Here is a 20,081-nt window from a genome sequence, read left to right on the forward strand (position 1 = left end):
AATATACAAGGAATTAGATAGGTGGCCGGGAGATAGGGATTCGAACCCCAGGAGGCTTTCACACCTCAACGGTTTTCAAGACCGCCGCTTTCGACCGCTCAGCCATCTCCCGAATTAAAGATTTGTGATTATAACCAACTTTGCTTAAAATTTACTATAATCTATAAAATTTACTCTGTTTTTTCTTTAATATATGTAGCTCCATCATTTATCTTTTCTTTGGTCCATTCTTTAGCATTATGAGTATCTTCTTTTACACCATGCCAAGTATTTGAACAACCAGCCACAAAAAATGCTATAAACACTGCTAAAAGTAAATTTCTCACTGTTATTCCTTCGAGTAGTTATTTTTGAAATTTGGAGGCGACACCCGGATTCGAACCGGGGATCAAAGCTTTGCAGGCTCATGCCTTACCACTTGGCCATGTCGCCATATCGTGGTGCCCGAGACCGGACTTGAACCGGTACGGTAAAAACTACCGAGGGATTTTAAGTCCCTTGCGTCTACCATTCCGCCACTCGGGCTAAGTTAATGGAGCGGGAAACGAGATTCGAACTCGCGACCCCAACCTTGGCAAGGTTGTGCTCTACCCCTGAGCTATTCCCGCGTTAAAGTTTGCAATATTATCCAAAAATTGCTTAAAATTTTATTTTACTAAAACGAATTTCAAAATATTGTAAGCCATAAAAAGATAAAATGCCAAAATCTATTTGGGGTTATAGCTCAGCTGGGAGAGCGCTTGAATGGCATTCAAGAGGTCGGCGGTTCGATCCCGCTTAACTCCACCATAAATCTAAATACATCTATCATTATTTATACCTTACTGCAAAAATAACTTTTTACCAAAAAAATAAGATACCAATATGTAAAAATTTAATGGGTAATTGATATTAAGACCCTTACCAACATTAGTAAAAGTTAATAACTAAAAAATAATTTTATAAATTTTTATCTTGCTTTAACAAAAAATAAAATAATATTCGCTATTAAAATTTAAAGGAAAAAAATGTTTTTAAAAAGAGGAAAAATTATTTTCAACATCCACCTAATAATCGGTCTAATCGCTGCTATACCGCTACTTATCATGACGCTTATGGCACCATTTGCCTCATATAGAAACGAGATAAAAGAAGCCATAAACGACAAATATATAAATTTAGCGGCAAGCGAGAAGCCAAATTTAAGTCTAAGTGAGATCCTCGCCAAGGCAAAAGACAAGATCAAATTTGACACGCTTGAAAACGTGCAAATCGGCGGCGAAAACAAAGCTTATAGCATCAGCGTTACTAAAGACAAAAAGCTCTTAAATTTCTTCATCGATCCCCGCACCGGCGAGGTGATCAGCGAAGACTGGGGCGAGAAAACTCGCATGATAATACTAAGCCTACATAGAAATTTAGGCCTTGCTCTGCTTGATAGCAAAGTCCCAGCCAACATCGGCAAGCAAATAGTCGCCATTAGCTCCATCATCATGGCGCTTCTTGCCATCAGCGGCCTCATCCTCTACGCACCAGCAATCAAGCGAAATTTACTAAATTCGCTAAAGATCAAAACAAACGCCAAGGGCTACGCCTGCTTTTACAACCTCCACACGAGCCTTGGCACCTACGTGGCGATCCTGCTTGTCGTGATGTCGCTAACTGGTCTTTACTGGTCTTATGGCTGGGTCAGAAACAGCGTAAATAGCATATTTTTCGAGCTAAAACCAAGCCAAGCGCAAAGGGTAATGCCTCAAAGAAATTTAATCCCAATAAGCGATGAGAAATTTAAAGAGATCGAGACTGCGGAGCAAATTTTTAAAGACAATGTCACACTAGAGCTAAAATCACTCACGATAAATGTGCCTGAAAACAACCAAAGCACCTACACCATAAACTACGAAACTAGCGAGAGCCAAGTGGGCAAACTAAAGCTTGACGCGAGCGCTGGTAAGATCAAAGAAAACAAGCTTGTTAGCAAGGCTGAAAGCATCCCAGAGGCAAAAAGGGCTGGCCGCAAGGTGCTTAGCCTGCACACTGGAGAGATGTTTGGCGAGATCGGTCAGATCGTCTTTGCCATCTCTTGCGTGATCGCCGTTTTACTAATAATAACTGGCTTTTTGATGACCATAAAAAGGGCAAAGCCATATAAATAAAAGTAAATTTTTACCTTGCTTTGGGTAAGATTTTAAGAAATTTTTACCACAAACAAGAGAGAAATTTATGAACAGAAAACGCATCTACAACCCAAGTTCAAATGAAAATTTGACCGACAGAAGAGTCTTTAACGGCAACCCACATGGGATTTTAAATTTCACCAAGGCAAAATACGAGTGGGCGTTAAAGCTCTGGGACCTCATGGAGGCAAATACCTGGTTTCCAAAAGAGGTCGATACCACAGACGACGTGCGCGACTACGCCTACAACCTCACAGAGGCTGAAAAACGTATGTACGACCTCGTCTGGAGCCAGCTCATCTCGATGGATAGCTTTCAGACAAACAACCTAGCAGATAACATCAACCCTTACATCACCGCACCAGAGATCAACGCCGTGCTAAGCCGCCAAGCCTACGAAGAGGCAAACCACAGTAAGTCTTACGCTGTCATGGTCGAGGCGATCTGTGATAATACCGACCTGATCTATGAGATGGAGAAGCACGACGATGTATTGCGTGAGAAAAATGACTACATCTCAAGCGTCTATGAGGAGCTTGCAGGCGAAGTGACTGATGAGAAGCTACTTCTTGCGATGGTGGCAAATCAAATTTTAGAGGGTATCTACTTTTACAGCGGCTTTACAGCGATCTACGCTCTAGCTCGCGCAGGCAAGATGCTAGGCTCAGCGCAGATGATCCGCTTTATCCAACGCGACGAGATCACGCACCTGCTTTTGTTTCAAAACATGATAAATTCAGTCCGCAAAGAGAGGCCTGACCTTTTCACGCCTGAGACTGAGGCGAAAATTTATGATATGTTTGAAAAAGCTGGAAATTTAGAGATAAAATGGGGCAAATATATCACCCAAAACCAAATAATGGGCTTTACAGACGACATCATCGAGCAGTACATCCACTATCTCATCGACCAACGCCTAGTTGCAATCGGTCTAAAACGCAAATATAACGTTGCTCACCCGATCAAATGGGTCGATGACTTTGCGAAATTTAACGACCAAAAGTCAAATTTCTTTGAAGCAAAGGTGACAAACTACAGTAAAGGAAGTATTAGCTTTGATGACTTTTAAAAATAGTATCTTAGCCCTCGCATGCGTGCTTTTTGTAGGGTGTGCTAGCAGTAGCAGCCAGAGGGCGATTGACATAACAAATAAGGATCTATTAAATAAGTTTTAACCCTTACATACTTGTCAAAACAGACGAAACCAAATATGCTATCATCTACCAAAGCATGCCAGCTGGCGATATCCGGCCAAGCCTTGCACCTATTGGATCGGCTCTTTTTGTCGATGTTTTAAAGCAGATAAATAGGGTATGTAACTTTAAATCCGCCGACCTAAAAGAGACTAGAGTGGTATATTTTGACGATAAAACCTCGTTTTCGTATGAAGTCTGGGTCTTTAACGACCCGCTTTCAGAGCGTGATAACAAGACTACGGCCATAACAGTTTTGCTAAAGCCAACGCCTGAAATTGGCGGGACGGATATGGATTTTAGAATTCCGGAAAATTGCCATGCGCCAAAGCAAACTATATTTGTATTTGGAAAATAAATGAGCGAAAATTTAAACCTGATAAGCCTAACTTTAAAGGCAAAAAGTGCTACCGAGCGGCTAGAAGAGCTTGCAAATTTAGTTGAAGCAGCACCTGAAAATTCACTCCTGCTTGCAAGCGAGCTTTGCATCAGCGGATATGACTTTGACGGCTTTTTTACTGGGGCGAACAAAGCGATGCTTGGTGGCATGATAGGTAGCTTTGATGCGATGCTGCTTGAACGCTTGCAAGAGGCACTTAGTCCAGATAAATTTCTTGGTTTTACGCACCTTACTAGCCTAAACAAAAGCGCAGGGCTCGCTCAAATTTCAAATCTAAATCCGCACCAACCAAAAATTTATAACGAATTTTTACTTCTTAACTCAAATAACGTCTTTCATTCGCAGTTTAAAGCCGAACTTTTTAGGCCAAATTTGGAGCATGAAATTTTTACTGCCGGCGATGTGGACGAGATAAATGCCTTTGATTTTAGAGGGCTAAAGCTTGGCGTGCTAATCTGTTTTGAACTACGCGATAGCACACTTTGGGCAAAGCTAAAAGGATGTGACATCATCATGGTACCAGCCATGTGGGGTAAGGCTAGAGAGGATGCTTATCTTAGCCTTTGCAAGGCTCTAGCTATCGCAAACAACTGCTACGTCATGATCTCAAGCTCGCTAGATCTTGAGATCACTGGGGTCTTTTTGCCAGATGGCATTCTAGAGCAAAGTGCGGTTTTTGACGCAAATTTGATCGCACAGATAAAGAAAAATTTAGGGCTTTTATAAATTTTAAGATAAGTTTTAAATCGTATAATAACGATTTAATTTTTATTTAGGATATAAATTTTGACCCAACTAGAAGCGATAAAATGCCAAAATTTAGCTAGCGATATAGCCGACGAGATCACGCTAAGTCCGCTTTTGTTCGATACGATAGCTACCACTGAGCGCGAAATTTTTGTACCAATCACTGCACATGCTTATAAACTTGACGCTCAGCCAATACTGGGCAATCAATGGATCAGCTCACCGCTAACCGTTGCAAAAATGACGATGGCACTAGAGTGCGAAAATACGGACAACATCCTAGAGATAGGCTGCGGTAGTGGCTATCAAGCAGCTATTTTAAGCAAACTTGCACATAGAATTTTTAGCGTCGAGCGAATAGAGAAACTAGCCATGGAGGCGAAAAAACGCTTCGAGGCACTAAAAATAAAAAACGTACATGTAAGATATGATGATGGCAACAATGGCTGGCGAAGCTACGCACCATTTGATCGTATCTTGCTCTCGGCAGCTGCTGATGAGATCTCGCCAAATTTATTTAAGCAGCTTAAAAATGGTGGAATTTTAGTAGCTCCAATGAAGAAGGATGGCAAGCAATTTATCGCTAAATTTAAAAAAGATAAAGATGGAAATCTAGAAAAAGAGTACTTGGATGAGTGCCTTTTTGTGCCACTTCTTGAAGGTAGAGAGTAGCCCAAAATAAGGCAAAGCCTAAGGCCTTACCTAAAGGTTAGAATTTATAAGTATAGCCTGTATAAATTCCTATAGTCGTATCTCTTAGCTGAGCTCCGCTATTTTTCTTATAAAAAGTCTTATCAGCTTTTAAGCCAAACTCGATCGCGTTATGTTCGTCAAATGAGTAAATACCGCCCGCTTTTGCGCCAACTAGCAAGCCTTTGAAATTTTTCTTACTTGTTTCGTTATTAAATCTCTCTCTAACGCTCAAGTAGCCAAGACCTGTGTATCCACCAAGAACGGCTTTAAAATTTTCAGTGATATTTGGCGTATAATCAATACCGCCTAGAAATTTATGCTTACTCCATTTTGCATCTGATTCACCAGCATTTTTCCTGGCTTTAAAGTCATAATAATAACCACCATAAGCTCTATAGCTGTCAAAATCATAACCGCCATAAAAGCCAAGACCATAGTGACCTTTTTTGAAGTTATTTTTCTCACTACTTGCTATGTTTTTTGTTTTGATTTTTGAGTTAAACGAGTAATCACTTTCACCACCAACAAATGCGCCTTGAGCTAGTGCCACTGAGCTTACCAAAGCTAGAACCAAGCTTGATTTTACAAGTAAATTTTTCATACCTCTCCTTTAAAAAATTTCTGAGATTTTACATCTAAGCTTTTAATCTATATAAAATTTAAATTTAATAAGAAATTTTATACCAAGTGCCAATTTATTGCTAATGGTAAATGTAGTAAGCGTGAGTATTGTTAAGAATATAAGAGTAAAAATACTTAAATTTAGCACGGCTTTAGGGCAAATCCTAAGCCCGTAGCCATGCCAAATTTATTAAGTTACGCCCTAAAAATGCACCTTAAATTTCGCCCAAAAGCTTCTGCCCGGCTCATAAAGCCTCGTGCCGTTTGGGATAGTCTCGTAGCCTGCGATACCGCCGCCGTAGCCGCCTTTTGAGTTATGATAGGCGTATTTGGCATCGTTTAGGTTTTCCGCCGCTAGCAAAAATTGATAATTTTTGTATTTATAGCCCGCGCTTAGCCCCAGCGTCCAAAAACTATCGCTTTTGCCAAGATCCATACCGCCCACGTCGCCGTAGCCTTTTTGCGCGCGGTTTTGCGATGCATTAGCGTAGAAGTCGGCTTTGACGAACCAGTCTGGCTTTTCTAGGCCGGCGCTTAGTTTAAACGTTAGAGGAGAAACCTTAGGCAGCGCATCGCCGTCTTTTAGGCCGCCCGCGTTTTTAGTCACCTTGCCGTAGACGTAGGATACGCCGGCACCCAGTCTAAATATATCGGCCAGTAGCGTATCGCCCTCGATCTCGCCGCCGTATAGTAAGGCATCGGTATTAAATACGTTTGAAGACATACCCATAGGGTTATACTTTATCATTATGTAATCATCCATCTTTGAGACGAAGAAATTTGCGTTTAGTTCGTAGTTTTTATCTTTTAGCACTGCGCCAAAATCCAGCTGAGTATTTTTTTCTTTACGTAGCTCTAAGTTCGGGTCCTTATTTGTTTCCCAGTGATCAGGCAGTCTTTGTGCATGCCCTAGCCCTGCATAAAGCGTTAAATTTTGCAGATATTTTTCGTATCTAAAAAAGCCTGAGAATAAATTTTCGCTCCTACTTTTATGCGTTAGTAATTGCTTTCTCTCGCCCGCGTCCAGCCTAAGTCCGCCAAAAAGCCCGTAGTCGTTTTCAAGGACGTATTCATTTTGAGTGTATATCGTTTTATACGTTACCTTGCGCTCTTTTACGTGCGGCTTTGATAGAGCGGCGTCCATAACGGCTTTAGGCACACCGGCTCCGCCCGTTCCGGCGCCTCGCCATTTAAAGGAGTCTTGCGAATATCCAGCACCAAGGTAGCTCGTTAGATTATCGAAATTTAACTCGCCTTCTAGCTTAAAGCCGTACATATCTCGTATCGGGTGACTGATGCTATATCCTCTGCCCATTGCGTTACCAGGCACTATCGGACGCACCGGACGCATGGTAAAGTTATCCATTATGTGATCGATTTGATGATAATACGAGCTTAGCCTGATCTTGTGCTCGCCGACGTCTTGTTCAAATTTTAGTCCGAAAGACTTGCGGTCAAACTGCACGCCGTCTCTCATCCTATCGGCATACGCCGCTTCTCCATTACCCAGGTCCGCGCTTAGCTGCAATGCGGTAGTATCCGTGGGTGTTAGCGTACCCACGAGTGAGACGCTGTTGCGTTTATAGTGCGTATGCATTTTCTGTCCGTCGCCGCTTTTATAATCGCCACTCTGGTAGTGCCCGCCAGAAATTTCTAAGCTGCCCAGCTCGTTGCCCGCCGCTACGTCTGCAGCAGTTTCAAATCTTCTAAAACTACCACCCAGCACGCTTACGTTTCCTCCGAAGCTCGGTTTTGAAAGCCTTGCTATCTCTCTATCGAAAAATATACCACCGCTAATGAGCGCGCCGTATCTGACGTCTTGCGGGCCTTTTACGATGCGAACCGAGCTATAATTTTGTGCCGAGATGTAGGTGATGGGCGTATCCATGCGCATGCCGCAACCGCCGTTTAGCGTGCTACCGTCGATCAGCACCGGCAGTCTGGCCGCCGTCTGCGAGCGGTAATAAACCTCGCTGCCGCCTCCGCCCTTGCGCTCCATCGTAAAGCCGCTCAAATTTAAAAGCGATTTAGCGATGTCGCCGTTTTCTAGTATCGCGCCTTTGCCCACTATTTGAGCCTTTGTCGGTTCGTCAAGAACGGACTTTTGTATCTTTGCGGAAACGGTAACCGGAGCCAGGTCTATCGTTTCTTCAGCACCAAGCATTAAATTTGGTACTAGAGCAAATGCTAAAACGTAAGAAATTTTCATGTTTAGTCCTATGAAATTAATATTTAAAATTAAAATTAAAGCAAAAATGAACTTAAATAAAATATAAATATTTATATAACATTAATTTTACAATACAGAAATTTGAATCAAATAGTATTATTTTAGTTGGACTACATTAAATATATAAAGAAACGATTTTGGTGAATTAAACCGAAGCAATCTCGGTTTCATTAAAATTTAGCATTATAAAACCGAGATAAAATTTTATAAAATCTCTTTTATGAGTAGCTGTGGAGTAACAAGTCCACGGAATGAATTTTTTGATATACAAAAGATAATATCTATCATCTCGCCAACTCTAGCATGTCTTGTAAAGTTAAAAAATAGAGCCTCAAGTGTTTTATTATCCTTTTGCAAGATGAGCTTTAGGTGATTTTGATCTCTACCTATAAGTCTTTCGTTTTTAACAAGAGCATTTTTTATCTTAAAGACTGGGCGAGGATTTTTCTGTCCGTATGGCTCATAAAATTCTAAAATTTCAAGCAGTTCAAAGTCTATCTCGCTTGGCATTATGTCACCAAGTAACTCGTCCGAGCTTTTGCACTCTTGCATATTTAGACATGAGCAGCTTTTATTTATCGCTTCTTTAAATTTCACCAAATTTTCAGGTGCAAGCGTAAGTCCAGCCGCTCCTTTGTGACCGCCGTAGCTTGTTAGCAAATTTTCGTGGCTTGCTATAAGAGATAAGATATCAAGCTTACCAATGCTTCTAGCACTACCTTTTGCACGGCCTTTATCTATACTAAAGACGATAGCTGGCTTTGCAAAGTGCTTTGCTAGGCGGCTAGCTACGATGCCTATCACACCCTCGTGCCACTGCTCGCCCCAAGTGATGATGACTTCATCGTCTTCTTTTACGTCCTTTAGCGAGCACTCAAAGAGTTGGCGCTCCTCCTCTTTTCTAGAGTTATTAAACTCTATTATCATATCAAGATAGTTGTAAGCCTCTTCGATGCTCTTTGCACGCAAAAAGTTAAATGAATTCATCGCATCGTCCATGCGCCCAGCTGAATTTATAAGTGGGGCTATAAGAAAGCTAATATCATCGCACTCAAATTTTTCCTTACCATAAAACTCTTTTATAGCGTGAAATGCGGAACGCTTAGACGCATTTAGCTTACAAATGCCAAGGCGAACAAGCATTCTATTCATATCTCTTAGCTCCATCATATCAGCGATTATCGCGATAGCTAAAAGCTCTAAAAACTTGCTCATATCGTAATTTAGTCCAAAAACATCCTTTAACGCTCCAACCAAATACCAAGCGACCTCAGCGCCACAAATTTCGATATTTGGGAAGTTGCAGTCTTCTTGTTTTGGGTTAATGATCGCATAAGCTTCTGGTAGAACAGCTGGAGGCATGTGATGATCAGTAATGATAAGATCGATGCCTTTTTCTTTACAGATAATGGCCGCATCGTTTGCAGAGATGCCGTTATCAACGGTGATAATCAGGCTTACATCGGCTAAGAGTTCGTCTATTATCTCAGGATTTAGCCCATATCCATCTTTAAATCTATTTGGAATTTTTACTAGGTAGTCTTTCACGCCAAGATCATCAAAAAACTCGGCCAAAATTACGCTCGAAACAACACCATCAACATCATAATCGCCCACAATGGCTATGCGCTCGTTTTTTTCGATCGCTTCTTTTATGCGATTAGCGCCTTTATAGATATCTTTTAAGGCACTTGGTGTCGGAATTTCACTAATTTTTTTATGTGTGTCGTTACAAAATCTATGCGCTAGTAAATTCCTTATATCCTCTTTATTTAGCATGGTTTTGGCAAGAATTTTTAAAGAACTTACCAACTTTATTTAATGCCACTTGTTCACTTAAATTTACACCCATATTGCCAAAAATTTGGCTATAAAAATACTTCTTTCTCATCGCAATCTTTCGTCTTTATTTTGAATGCTTTGATTATATCTTTTTGAAATTTAATTTCTTATAATTTTCATTGAAAGTAAGATTTTAGGGCTCATGGCGAGGTTAAAAGCTTTGTTAAATTGATAGTCTTTACAAATTTAACCCGCCAAAAATAGTAAGTATTAGCAAAAATTTATACAATTAAATTTATAAATTTTTAAATGGTTTATGCTAGAGAATTTAAACCATTTTTATAAAAATTTATTCCAAATTTCTCAAAAACTCCGCGTATTCTCTGGTGCTGCGTTCTATTTCGCTGTCGCTTGATACGTAGTCCACGCCCGGAGTCTCCTCGGCGCCGTAAAATGCGAAAAAATCGCGGTAATCGGCGTGAAAATAGTATTTAAACCCAAGCTCAAACGGCGTAAGAACCTCGCGCAAGCTAAAATGATAGCGTCCTTGCGAGCTGTAGTCGCTCTTTTTGATGCCCGCAGTCACGGCTAGCGCCACCTTACGCCCCGCTATGCCGTCTGAACCGCGTCCGTAGGCAAAGCCGTGCGTCATCACCGCGTCGATCCATGATTTTAAAATCGGAGGGCAGGAGAAGTTGTGAAGCGGAAACTGCAAAACAATGGTGTCGTGGGCTCTGATGAGCTCTTGCTCGCGCGCGGCGTTGATGTTGCCGCCTGCGTAAACCTGTATCAAATCATGAACGCTATAGCGCTGCGGCTCTTTGAGAGCCTCTTGCAGCAGGCGTTTGTTTATGACCGAGTTTTGAATGTCAGGATGTGCTAAGATGATTAGAGTTTTCATTTTTCTCCTTAAAAATTTATGGCAAGTAGTGGGATTTATTTGGCAAATAATTGAATAAAAACAGCAAAATTTTAAAAGAATTTTTAGAGCCAGATGGCTCTAAATTTAAGATTTGACGTTTTCTAAACTTGCCTTTATGAAGCCTAATATCACAGGATTTGGCTTAGTTAGACGGCTAGTAAATTCAGGATGACACTGCACGCCCACAAACCACGGATGACCTTTTAGCTCGATAGCCTCTATTAGCCCATCGCTCTCACCGCTTACCAAAAGACCATTTTTCTCAAAAATTTCTTTATATTTTGGATTTGCCTCGTAGCGGTGGCGGTGACGCTCTTTTACACTCTTTGCATTGCCATAAATTTCAGCTAGAAGTGTCTTTGGTTTTATCTCACAGTTATATGCTCCAAGCCTCATCGTGCCGCCAAGTGGGCTTGTGTGCGTTCTTATCTGTTTTTTGCCGTGAGCGTCAATGAAGCTATCTATTAGATAGATGATAGGATTTTTACACTCTTTGTCAAATTCCATAGAATTTGCATCTTCTAAGCCCAAAACATCCCTTGCAAACTCAATGAGTGCTAGCTGCATACCAAGGCAAATTCCAAGATATGGGATCTTATTTTCACGAGCAAATTTTATAGCCTGCATCTTGCCTAAAACGCCCCTTTCGCCAAAGCCGCCAGCGACTAAGATACCATCAACGTCTTTTAAAAGCTCATTTACATTACTCTCTTCTATCTTTTCGCTATCTATCCAGCGTAAATTTACCCTAGCATCCAAATTTGCTCCAGCGTGGATAATGCCCTCAGTTAGGCTCTTGTAGCTCTCTTTTAGATCGATATATTTACCTACAAATGCTATTGTAGTTTCATTTGTTGGAGCGATTATCCTTTTTACTAGGCTATCCCACTTTGCCATGTCTGGTTTTAGCTCATTAAAGCCTAAATTTTCAGCGATCGGCGTTAATATATCTTGCTTTAAAAATGAAAGCGGAATTTGATAGATACTTGCGCTGTCTAAGCTCTCTATAACGCAGTTTTTTTCAACACCACAGCTTGCTGCGATCTTATCTTTTAGCTCGCGGTTTAGTGGCATTTCAGATCTGCAGATGATGATGTCTGGTGTTATACCTATACGTCTTAGCTCACCTACACTATGCTGGGTTGGCTTTGTCTTTAGCTCGCCAGCTACTTTGATAAATGGCACAAGCGTTAGGTGGATATTTAGCGCTCTTTTTTTGCCAACTTCCACCCTTAGCGCTCTTATCGCCTCTAAAAATGGTAAGCCCTCGATGTCGCCAACTGTTCCACCAATCTCAACGATGAGCACATCTTTGCCCTCGCCTGCTTTTTTGATGCGATCAACTATCTCGCCAACGATGTGAGGGATAACCTGTATAGTCTTTCCAAGGTAGTCACCACGGCGCTCTTTTTCGATCACTGAGCTATAAACTCTACCGGTTGTGAAGTTATTATCTTGACTTAGGCTCTCATCTAAAAATCTCTCATAATGTCCCAAATCCAAATCTGTCTCTGCACCATCGTCTGTGACAAAGACTTCACCGTGTTCTAACGGGCTCATCGTGCCAGGATCTACGTTGATATATGGGTCAGCTTTTAAAACACTTACTTTTAGTCCAGAATTTTTTAAAAGAGTCGCAATAGACGCAGCTGCGATGCCTTTTCCAAGTGAGCTTAAAACGCCACCTGTGATAAAAATATACTTCGTCTCTTTTGCCATTAAATTTCCTTAAATTTATTTATTTTTTAATTGCGGATTATACCCCTTAAATATTTAGTAAGGCATTAATCGTATAAATTTTAAAAATTATTCTTTAAGTCTTTTTGTTATAGACTTCAAAAACTATGATAAAAAACTACCTAAACATCATTGCCTCTTTATATATAGAGGGCTTTAAAAACATGAAAATAGGCAAAAAATTATGGCTTCTCATAATAATAAAGCTTATCATCATGTTTGGAATTTTAAAAGCCTTCATCTTTAACGAGACTCTAAATACCAAATTTCAAACCGACGAAGAAAAAAGCGAATTTGTAATTCGTAATTTAATAAAGGAATAAAATGTCTGAGATGGATTTTGTTGACTGGTCTAGGGCTCAGTTTGCGCTGACTGCCATTTACCACTTTTTGTTTGTCCCACTTACTTTGGGGCTAAGTTTTATCATCGCCATTATGGAGACGATATATGTTAAAACCGGCGATAAAGTCTGGCTTGAGATAACGAAATTTTGGCTAAAGCTCTTTGGCATAAATTTCGCTATCGGTGTGGCTACTGGCATCATTATGGAATTTGAGTTTGGTACAAACTGGGCGAATTACAGCTGGTTTGTCGGCGATATCTTCGGCGCTCCACTTGCGATAGAAGGCTTGCTTGCATTTTTCATGGAGAGTACATTTTTTGCCATTATGTTTTTTGGCTGGGATAAAGTCAGCAAGAAATTTCACCTGCTTTCAACTTGGCTTGTCGCGATCGGTTCAAATTTAAGTGCACTTTGGATCTTAATTGCAAACGGCTGGATGCAATACCCAATCGGTATGAAATTTAACCCAGATACCGCCAGAATGGAGATGGAAAATTTCTTCGAAGTCGCGCTAAATCCTCTTGGCATTAGCAAATTTTTACACACAGTAACTAGCGGCTACACCATCTCAGCTATCTTTGTGATAGGAATTTCTGCTTGGTTTTTGATCCAAAAACGCCACATCTTACTAGCTAAAAAAAGTATCGTCGTTGCTAGCGCATTTGGCCTTATCACTTCGGCATTTTTGTTACTTAGTGGCGATGAAAGTGCATATTTTGTAGCTCAAAAGCAGCCTATGAAGCTAGCAGCCATGGAGGGACTTTATAAAGGTGAGAAAAACGCTGGTCTAGTTGCTGCTGGTATTTTAAACCTAGCTAAAAAGCTTGGCGACGAGAGCGAGCCATTTTTGCTTGAGATAAAGGTGCCTTATGCACTTGGCATCATGGCAAACAGAGAGCTTGACTCATTTACGCCAGGTATAAATGACCTACTTTATGGTACTAGCGAGCACAATCTAATAAGCGTAGAAGAGAAGATGGCAAAGGGTAAAGTAGCTATCGAAGCTCTCAAAAACTACAAAGAAGCTAAAAAAGCAAATGATGAGAGCCTAATGAAAACTTCGCTTTCAAATTTAGAAAGTAATCTAAATTTCTTAGGATATGGCTATCTTAAAGACGCAAAAGAAGCCGTGCCACCAGTTGCACTTACATTTTATAGCTTCCACATCATGGTCGCACTTGGCACTTACTTCATAGCTCTTTTTGCTATCACTCTTTATCTAAATCTTTCAAGAAAATATAAATTTGAAAACATAAGAGCATTTTTGTGGATCTGCGTATTTACCATACCGCTTGGCTACATCGCAGCTGAAGCTGGCTGGATAGTAGCAGAGGTTGGTCGTCAGCCTTGGGCGATACAAGATCTCATGACCGTTGGTGTTGGAGCAACAAATTTAGCGGATTCAAACGTAAAAATTTCATTTACATTATTTGCTGTTTTATTCACGATTTTACTAATCGCCGAGATCAAAATCATGCTTAAGCAAATAAAGATAGGATTTAATGACCATGCATAGTTTAGGTTTAGAAAATTTACAAATTTATTGGTGGTTTATAGTTAGCCTTCTTGGCGGACTTTTGGTCTTTATGATGTTTGTTCAAGGCGGCCAGTCGCTAATCTTTAGCCTTGGCAAAGACGAGCTTAAAAAAGATATGCTCATAAATTCTATCGGTAGAAAATGGGAGCTTACATTTACGACGCTTGTTATGTTTGGTGGTGCGTGCTTTGCGGCATTCCCGCTATTTTACGCTACTAGCTTTGGTGGCGCTTACTGGGTTTGGCTGGCTATTTTATTTTGCTTTATCGTCCAAGCTGTAAGCTACGAGTACCGCAAAAAGCCTGATAACTTCTTAGGCGCTAGAACTTATGAAATTTTCCTTTTCATAAATGGCTCACTTGGCGTTATTCTTATCGGTATGGCGGTTAGTACATTTTTTAGTGGTAGTGACTTTGTGCTAAATGAGCACAACTTTGTCGAGTGGAAGACTCCTTTTCGCGGCCTTGAAGCATTGGCAAATCCTTACTTGTATTTGCTCGGCATAGCGATGTTTTTCTTATCTCGCGTAGGTGGCTGCTTATATCTTATGAACAACATCGCTGATGGCGAATTTATACAAAACGCCAGAAAACAGCTACTTATCAACACCGTGCTATTCTTGCCATTTTTTCTAGGATTTCTTGCTTGGGTGCTTACAAAAGATGGCTTTGCATACGACGCAAATGGCGTAGTTAGCCTTATGCCTTACAAATACGCTATAAATTTGATTGAGATGCCTATCGTTGGTATATTGCTTCTTGTTGGCGTTGTTTTGGTACTTGTTGGAATTTTCCAAGGGGCATTTACAAAAAGTATTCGTGGAATTTTTGCTTATGGCCTTGGCGTTACGCTAGCTGTGACCGCACTATTTTTGATAACAGGACTAAATGGTACAGCATTTTATCCGTCATTTAGCGACCTCTCTAGTTCGCTAACTATCAAAAATGCAAGCTCTAGCCACTACACACTTGGCGTTATGGCCTATGTTAGCTTGCTAGTGCCTTTCGTGCTTGCCTATATCGTCGTAGTTTGGAGAGCGATAGATAGCAAGAAGATCACGCAAGATGAGATCAAAAACGATCATCACGCATACTAAGGATAAAAGATGTTAGAAGCAGGAATTTTTTTGATACTTTGGCCAGTGACATTGTTTGCTAGCTACAAATTTGTACTATTTGCTTTAAAGAAATTTGAAGCAAATAACTAAAATTTAGGGGCTTTTGCTCCTAAATTCTTCTTTTTATTTTTACCTCTTAAAACGACTTCTTTATAAATTTATTTAAGCCACTTTTCATATAAGCGTTAGTTTTGTGTGAAATTTCAGTAGTAAGATATCATTAAATTTTATTAAAGGAGCGAAAATGAGCAAGAATTTCTTAGGTTCTGTTGCCCTTGCGGCTGTTTTGGTTAGTGGTCTTAGTGTAGGCATCACGCCACTAGAGGCTGGAGTCCTAGCTCATCACGTAAAGGTTCAAGGCGAGCTTGGATCAGTCTTTATAAATCCTTATGACGTATCGCCTCTAACTGCTATCATCGATAGAGCTGGCAAAGATATCAAAGATATCCACGTCAAAGTAAAAGGCAAGCCAGATGGTGGTATCGATATCGACTACAATGTCTCAGAGCATGCCCTGCTTACGCATGATGGTGTGCCTATTTGGGGACTTTATCCTGACTATCTAAACGAGGTCGTGCTTAGTTATACATTTAACGGAGCTAAAAAGGTAGAAATATATAAAATTTACGCCCAGCCTATCGTCACATATAGCCGTGATTTTAGATTTTCTCACATGCAAAAGACTCGCGTCAAAAAGGTCGATCCTGCCTTTAAAAACAGGCTCTATCTCATAAATAACACGATCACAAGCGTCTATAAACCACTTGATTGGAAAAATGGCGGAGCTGCTAGCTGGAACGACTTTACCGAAAACTACATCGTAGATACCAAAGGCGAAGTCAGATGGTATCTTGACTATCAAAAATTTTACGACCGCAGCGAGCGCAGAGTGATGGATGGAGGCATGATGATGGGCTTTCATCAGCTAAAAAATGGCGATATCAGCTTTGGTATGGCTCAAAGATATCTAAGATATGACCTTATGGGAAAAGAAATTTATAACCGCCCGCTTCCAAGAGGCTACATCGATCTAAGCCATGAAGTTATGCCATTAAAGGATGATCACGCACTTCTTAGGGTTGGCAAATACAACTACCACCACAAAGATGGCAAAATTTCTCACACTATAAGAGACCACATCATCGAGGTCGATAGCACCGGTAAGGTGGTCGAAGAGTGGGATCTAAATGAAATTTTTGGTAACAACGTCTACCGCAGCAACCTCATAAAAGCGCTTGATGCTAGAGCTGTTTGCCTAAACATCGACATGGACGCAAAAGAGATAAAGATAAGCAACGATCTACCATTTGGCGACATCACCTCTACTGGTACAGGTAGAAACTGGGCTCACGTAAATTCTATCTCATATGATGAGAGCGACGATAGCATTATCCTCTCACTTCGCCACCAAGGTATCGTTAAAATCGGACGCGATAAAAAAGTAAAATGGATACTAGCTTCGCCTGAGGGCTGGAGTGAAGAATTTAAAGCTAAAGTGCTAACTCCGGTTGATAGCAAAGGCAATAAAATAAAATGCGAAAACTCAAAATGCGAGGGCGAATTTGACTGGTCATGGACTCAGCACACTGCATGGCTAACGCCAAGATACGATAACAAAGGCAGCATAAAACACCTAAGTGTCTTTGACAATGGCGATGCAAGGGGTATGGAGCAGCCAGCCTTTAAAGAGGATAAATACTCTCGTGCGGTTGAGTACAAGATAGATGAGAAAAAGGGCACGGTTGAACAAACTTGGCAGTTTGGCAAGGAGCGTGGCTTTGACTTTTATAGCGCAGTTACTAGCAACGTCGAGTGGCAAAAGGATAAAAATACCTATTTCATCTCAAGCTCAAATGTAAATTTGCTCCGTCCTGATAAGACTATCAAAATGGTCTTAGTTGAGATCGATCCAAAAACAAATGAGATCAAATTTGAGATGGATGTGGACTCTGCTTCAAGAGATGATGTTGCTTATAGAGCGATGGTTATTGATCCGGAGGTATTTAGTTATTAGCAGTATCTGGTGTGAGACTTTTCTCGCACCAGCTTTTAGTTGTTGTTTTGAAATTTATATATTGCTTCTTTGATTCTAGTAAGGTTAAAATTTATTGCTCGCTCTAGTTCTGGCAAGTCTATATCTTTATCCGCTTCAAATGCTTTTACCATTTCGCTTAGCTCTTTTGTCTCATCACTTGCAAGGACTATGCTTTTAAAATTATCATCGTCTATCTGGTCAAATTTTAAAAAGATCGATGCAAATTTATCTTTCAAAATTTCTTTATTTAGCTTTCTATTTTCCAAAGCTTTCTTTGTTCCACCATTTTTATTACAGGTTCTAAATATCGAATCTATTGTTTCATTCACTTCATCAAGTAAAATTTCTATTTTTTCACTTTGCATATAAAACTCTCTTAACTATAAATTAAATTTAAAATAAAAGCTAAATCGCTCTTGTTTTGGAGATTAGAAGTTGTTTTACTTCTTCGCGTAAAAAGGAAAAATTAAAGTTGTATTTGTGAAGTTATTTTCATAAAAGTTTGTGCCAGAATTTAAAATTTTAGTTTGCATTGGCATCACTTTTATGCCCTCTGTTTTTGCGATCATTTTCTCATCCTTGTTAAAAAATTTTATCGCATTGTATAAATTTTTATAAGTCTTGTAAATTGTACCAAGGTACAATAAAGCCCTATAAATCAATATTTATAACACATTGATAATATTTTTACGTTATTATTTTGCATACTGCTTTGATTAAAATTACCGAAATTTCGTAGCTATTTAGCTCATCCTTTTTGGATAAATTTTAAAAATTTAATGTGTTATTTATGTAATAAAAAAATTTTTAAATTTTCAAAAATTTTTTAAAATCTTTGATACTTTATATGTGATAAAATCCTCTCAAATTTTAAAAAAGGATCAAATTTGAGAAGCGATATAATCAAAAAAGGCTACACAAGAGCCCCACACCGCTCACTTTTGCGTGCGACTGGGCTAAAAGACGATGACTTTGCTAAACCCTTTATCGGCGTTGCAAACAGCTTTATAGAGATCATACCTGGGCACTTTTTCTTAAACAAATATGCACAAATTTTAAAAGATGAAATTCGCAAAAATGGCTGTATTCCATTTGAGTTTAACTGCATCGGCGTGGATGACGGCATCGCGATGGGGCATGGAGGCATGCTATATAGCTTGCCTAGCCGCGAAATCATCGCAAACTCGATAGAGACCGTGATGAACGCTCACGCGCTTGACGCACTTGTTTGTATGCCAAACTGCGACAAGATCGTCCCTGGTATGGTTATGGGCGCTTTAAGGGTCAATGTCCCGACCATTTTTGTAAGTGGCGGCCCTATGAAAAAAGGCTACACCAAAGATGGCAAGCCGATCGATCTTGCGACTGCGTTTGAGGCGGTTGGTAAATTTGAGACCAAAGAGATAGATGAGGCTGAACTAAAAGATATCGAGTGCAACGCATGTCCAAGTGGTGGTAGCTGTAGCGGTATGTTTACAGCAAATTCTATGAACACGCTTTGCGAGGCGATGGGCATAGCGCTCCCTGGCAACGGCACTATCCTAGCGCTAACTCCAGAGCGTGAGGAACTTATTAGACAGGCTGCTCGCAGGATCTGTGAAATCGCACTTGATGAGAAATTTAAAATCAGAAACATACTAAATGAAAAAGCGATCCGCAACGCGCTTGTCGTTGATATGGCAATGGGTGGTAGCAGCAACACCGTTCTTCACATGCTAGCCATCTCAAGAGAGGCTGGCGTAAATTTAGACATCAAAGAGCTAAATAAAATCAGCCAAAACATCGCTCACATCGCTAAGATCAGTCCAAGCTTGCCAAACGTGCACATGGAGGACATCGGCAGGGCTGGTGGCATGAATGCAGTGATAAAAGAAATTTCACGCAGAGATAATGGCATGCTAAATTTGGACAACCTAACAGTTAGCGGCGAAACTCTAGGAGAGCGCGTAAAGGTAAGTGACATCAAAGATGAAAACATCATTCACAAAGTAGAAAACGCCTATTCGCAAGTTGGCGGACTTGCCATTTTGTTTGGAAATTTAGCCGAGCAAGGCTGTGTCATCAAGACAGCTGGTATCGTTGGCGAGCGTAAATTTAGCGGTAAAGCGGTCTGCTTTAACTCACAAGATGAAGCAATAGCTGGCATCTCAAGCGGTAAAGTAGATAAAGGCGACGTCGTCGTCATCCGCTACGAAGGCCCACGTGGAGGCCCTGGTATGCAAGAGATGCTAAGCCCTACTTCGCTTATCATGGGACGAGGACTTGGTGCGGACGTAGCGCTCATCACAGATGGTCGCTTTAGCGGGGCGACAAGAGGTCTAAGCATCGGCCACGTAAGCCCAGAAGCAGCTGAGGGCGGCATGATAGGCTTGCTACAAGATGGCGATATCATCGATATAGACGTCGATAAATACGAGATAAACGTTCGCCTAAGCGAAGCCGAGATCGCAAATAGAAGAGCAGAATTTAAGCCAGTCGATAAGGCGCTAACCTCTCGCTGGCTAAGGCAATACCGCAAACTAGTCACAAACGCAAGCAACGGAGCAGTGCTAGAAGCATAAAAATTT

Annotated in this window: 18 protein-coding genes and 5 tRNA genes; 11 read left to right on the plus strand and 12 right to left on the minus strand. The window is 40.6% G+C overall.

Annotation, left to right across the window (positions count from 1 at the left end):
• Nucleotides 1–22: 22 nt before the first annotated feature.
• The 5 genes from CVS93_RS06420 to CVS93_RS06435 all read right to left on the minus strand — a co-directional run bounded on the left by CVS93_RS06420 (nucleotide 23) and on the right by CVS93_RS06435 (nucleotide 608).
• A tRNA-Ser gene (locus CVS93_RS06420) sits at nucleotides 23–112 on the minus strand.
• 58 nt (nucleotides 113–170) lie between these two features.
• A complete protein-coding gene (locus tag CVS93_RS09835; protein WP_187422162.1) occupies nucleotides 171–326 on the minus strand; it encodes a hypothetical protein in 156 nt (51 codons plus the stop codon).
• Between the two features lie 32 nt (nucleotides 327–358).
• A tRNA-Cys gene (locus CVS93_RS06425) sits at nucleotides 359–432 on the minus strand.
• Nucleotides 433–438: 6 nt separating this feature from the next.
• Nucleotides 439–525: transfer RNA gene (locus tag CVS93_RS06430), tRNA-Leu, on the minus strand.
• 8 nt (nucleotides 526–533) lie between these two features.
• Nucleotides 534–608 (minus strand) — tRNA-Gly (locus tag CVS93_RS06435).
• Nucleotides 609–713: 105 nt separating this feature from the next.
• On the opposite strand from CVS93_RS06435, the gene CVS93_RS06440 reads away from it, so the two are divergent.
• The 6 genes from CVS93_RS06440 to CVS93_RS06465 all read left to right on the plus strand — a co-directional run bounded on the left by CVS93_RS06440 (nucleotide 714) and on the right by CVS93_RS06465 (nucleotide 5,168).
• A tRNA-Ala gene (locus CVS93_RS06440) sits at nucleotides 714–789 on the plus strand.
• Between the two features lie 218 nt (nucleotides 790–1,007).
• The gene (locus CVS93_RS06445) at nucleotides 1,008–2,135 is read left to right on the plus strand and encodes a PepSY-associated TM helix domain-containing protein (RefSeq protein WP_107687014.1); all 1,128 of its coding nucleotides are present in this window, start codon (nucleotides 1,008–1,010) and stop codon (nucleotides 2,133–2,135) included.
• A 67-nt stretch (nucleotides 2,136–2,202) separates the two neighbouring features.
• Nucleotides 2,203–3,225 carry a ribonucleotide-diphosphate reductase subunit beta gene (locus CVS93_RS06450; RefSeq protein ID WP_009494790.1) on the plus strand — a complete coding sequence of 341 codons (1,023 nt, stop codon included), beginning with the start codon at nucleotides 2,203–2,205 and terminating at the stop codon, nucleotides 3,223–3,225.
• A gap of 161 nt (nucleotides 3,226–3,386) precedes the next feature.
• Complete coding sequence (locus tag CVS93_RS06455) at nucleotides 3,387–3,707, plus strand: hypothetical protein (protein ID WP_199907244.1); 321 nt, start codon at nucleotides 3,387–3,389, stop codon at nucleotides 3,705–3,707.
• Nucleotides 3,708–4,475: a carbon-nitrogen hydrolase family protein gene (locus tag CVS93_RS06460; protein WP_107687015.1), complete on the plus strand. Its 768-nt coding sequence runs from the start codon at nucleotides 3,708–3,710 to the stop codon at nucleotides 4,473–4,475.
• A gap of 60 nt (nucleotides 4,476–4,535) precedes the next feature.
• Nucleotides 4,536–5,168: a protein-L-isoaspartate(D-aspartate) O-methyltransferase gene (locus CVS93_RS06465; RefSeq protein WP_107687016.1), complete on the plus strand. Its 633-nt coding sequence runs from the start codon at nucleotides 4,536–4,538 to the stop codon at nucleotides 5,166–5,168.
• A gap of 37 nt (nucleotides 5,169–5,205) precedes the next feature.
• Here CVS93_RS06465 and CVS93_RS06470 read toward each other — a convergent pair whose 3' ends face one another.
• From CVS93_RS06470 to CVS93_RS06490, 5 genes are all read right to left on the minus strand, one after another.
• Entirely contained in the window at nucleotides 5,206–5,790 is a 585-nt protein-coding gene (locus CVS93_RS06470; protein WP_107687017.1) for a hypothetical protein, read from the minus strand.
• Nucleotides 5,791–6,012: 222 nt separating this feature from the next.
• Nucleotides 6,013–8,019 (minus strand): TonB-dependent receptor domain-containing protein, encoded by a 2,007-nt coding sequence (locus CVS93_RS06475; protein WP_107687018.1) that lies wholly within the window; start codon nucleotides 8,017–8,019, stop codon nucleotides 6,013–6,015.
• Nucleotides 8,020–8,244: 225 nt separating this feature from the next.
• Entirely contained in the window at nucleotides 8,245–9,819 is a 1,575-nt protein-coding gene (recJ, locus tag CVS93_RS06480) for a single-stranded-DNA-specific exonuclease RecJ (protein ID WP_107687019.1), read from the minus strand.
• 352 nt (nucleotides 9,820–10,171) lie between these two features.
• Nucleotides 10,172–10,723: an NAD(P)H-dependent oxidoreductase gene (locus CVS93_RS06485; RefSeq protein ID WP_107687020.1), complete on the minus strand. Its 552-nt coding sequence runs from the start codon at nucleotides 10,721–10,723 to the stop codon at nucleotides 10,172–10,174.
• A 105-nt stretch (nucleotides 10,724–10,828) separates the two neighbouring features.
• Nucleotides 10,829–12,463 (minus strand): CTP synthase, encoded by a 1,635-nt coding sequence (locus tag CVS93_RS06490; RefSeq protein ID WP_107687021.1) that lies wholly within the window; start codon nucleotides 12,461–12,463, stop codon nucleotides 10,829–10,831.
• A gap of 125 nt (nucleotides 12,464–12,588) precedes the next feature.
• On the opposite strand from CVS93_RS06490, the gene CVS93_RS06495 reads away from it, so the two are divergent.
• The 4 genes from CVS93_RS06495 (at nucleotide 12,589) to CVS93_RS06510 (ending at nucleotide 17,493) form a co-directional block, all read left to right on the plus strand.
• Nucleotides 12,589–12,804: a DUF4492 domain-containing protein gene (locus tag CVS93_RS06495; RefSeq protein WP_021091886.1), complete on the plus strand. Its 216-nt coding sequence runs from the start codon at nucleotides 12,589–12,591 to the stop codon at nucleotides 12,802–12,804.
• Between the two features lies 1 nt (nucleotide 12,805).
• Nucleotides 12,806–14,341, plus strand: coding sequence for a cytochrome ubiquinol oxidase subunit I (locus CVS93_RS06500; protein WP_107687022.1), 1,536 nt, complete (start codon nucleotides 12,806–12,808; stop codon nucleotides 14,339–14,341).
• A complete protein-coding gene (locus CVS93_RS06505) occupies nucleotides 14,334–15,458 on the plus strand; it encodes a cytochrome d ubiquinol oxidase subunit II (RefSeq protein ID WP_107687104.1) in 1,125 nt (374 codons plus the stop codon). Before CVS93_RS06500 ends, CVS93_RS06505 begins: the two co-directional genes overlap by 8 nt.
• 265 nt (nucleotides 15,459–15,723) lie before the next feature.
• A complete protein-coding gene (locus CVS93_RS06510; protein WP_107687023.1) occupies nucleotides 15,724–17,493 on the plus strand; it encodes an aryl-sulfate sulfotransferase in 1,770 nt (589 codons plus the stop codon).
• A gap of 35 nt (nucleotides 17,494–17,528) precedes the next feature.
• Here the strand turns inward: CVS93_RS06510 and CVS93_RS06515 are convergent, their stop codons facing one another.
• Entirely contained in the window at nucleotides 17,529–17,879 is a 351-nt protein-coding gene (locus tag CVS93_RS06515; protein ID WP_085658427.1) for a hypothetical protein, read from the minus strand.
• Nucleotides 17,880–17,954: 75 nt separating this feature from the next.
• Nucleotides 17,955–18,083 (minus strand): hypothetical protein, encoded by a 129-nt coding sequence (locus tag CVS93_RS10010; protein ID WP_257638070.1) that lies wholly within the window; start codon nucleotides 18,081–18,083, stop codon nucleotides 17,955–17,957.
• 318 nt (nucleotides 18,084–18,401) lie between these two features.
• Between CVS93_RS10010 and ilvD the strand changes: the two genes are divergently transcribed.
• Nucleotides 18,402–20,075 (plus strand): dihydroxy-acid dehydratase, encoded by a 1,674-nt coding sequence (ilvD, locus tag CVS93_RS06520; RefSeq protein ID WP_107687024.1) that lies wholly within the window; start codon nucleotides 18,402–18,404, stop codon nucleotides 20,073–20,075.
• Nucleotides 20,076–20,081: the final 6 nt, after the last annotated feature.

It is taken from the genome of Campylobacter concisus, assembly GCF_003048535.1.
Lineage (GTDB): Bacteria > Campylobacterota > Campylobacteria > Campylobacterales > Campylobacteraceae > Campylobacter_A > Campylobacter_A concisus_S.

Excerpts from the sequence above, each read along its gene's own strand:
- CVS93_RS06445 (WP_107687014.1), top strand. The coding sequence starts at position 1,008 with ATGTTTTTAAAAAGAGGAAAAATTATTTTCAACATCCACCTAATAATC.
- CVS93_RS06450 (WP_009494790.1), top strand. The coding sequence starts at position 2,203 with ATGAACAGAAAACGCATCTACAACCCAAGTTCAAATGAAAATTTGACC.
- CVS93_RS06455 (WP_199907244.1), top strand. The coding sequence starts at position 3,387 with ATGCCAGCTGGCGATATCCGGCCAAGCCTTGCACCTATTGGATCGGCT.
- CVS93_RS06460 (WP_107687015.1), top strand. The coding sequence starts at position 3,708 with ATGAGCGAAAATTTAAACCTGATAAGCCTAACTTTAAAGGCAAAAAGT.
- CVS93_RS06470 (WP_107687017.1), bottom strand. The coding sequence starts at position 5,790 with ATGAAAAATTTACTTGTAAAATCAAGCTTGGTTCTAGCTTTGGTAAGC.
- CVS93_RS06475 (WP_107687018.1), bottom strand. The coding sequence starts at position 8,019 with ATGAAAATTTCTTACGTTTTAGCATTTGCTCTAGTACCAAATTTAATG.
- recJ (WP_107687019.1), bottom strand. The coding sequence starts at position 9,819 with ATGCTAAATAAAGAGGATATAAGGAATTTACTAGCGCATAGATTTTGT.
- CVS93_RS06485 (WP_107687020.1), bottom strand. The coding sequence starts at position 10,723 with ATGAAAACTCTAATCATCTTAGCACATCCTGACATTCAAAACTCGGTC.
- CVS93_RS06490 (WP_107687021.1), bottom strand. The coding sequence starts at position 12,463 with ATGGCAAAAGAGACGAAGTATATTTTTATCACAGGTGGCGTTTTAAGC.
- CVS93_RS06495 (WP_021091886.1), top strand. The coding sequence starts at position 12,589 with ATGATAAAAAACTACCTAAACATCATTGCCTCTTTATATATAGAGGGC.
- CVS93_RS06500 (WP_107687022.1), top strand. The coding sequence starts at position 12,806 with ATGTCTGAGATGGATTTTGTTGACTGGTCTAGGGCTCAGTTTGCGCTG.
- CVS93_RS06505 (WP_107687104.1), top strand. The coding sequence starts at position 14,334 with ATGCATAGTTTAGGTTTAGAAAATTTACAAATTTATTGGTGGTTTATA.
- CVS93_RS06510 (WP_107687023.1), top strand. The coding sequence starts at position 15,724 with ATGAGCAAGAATTTCTTAGGTTCTGTTGCCCTTGCGGCTGTTTTGGTT.
- CVS93_RS06515 (WP_085658427.1), bottom strand. The coding sequence starts at position 17,879 with ATGCAAAGTGAAAAAATAGAAATTTTACTTGATGAAGTGAATGAAACA.
- CVS93_RS10010 (WP_257638070.1), bottom strand. The coding sequence starts at position 18,083 with ATGATCGCAAAAACAGAGGGCATAAAAGTGATGCCAATGCAAACTAAA.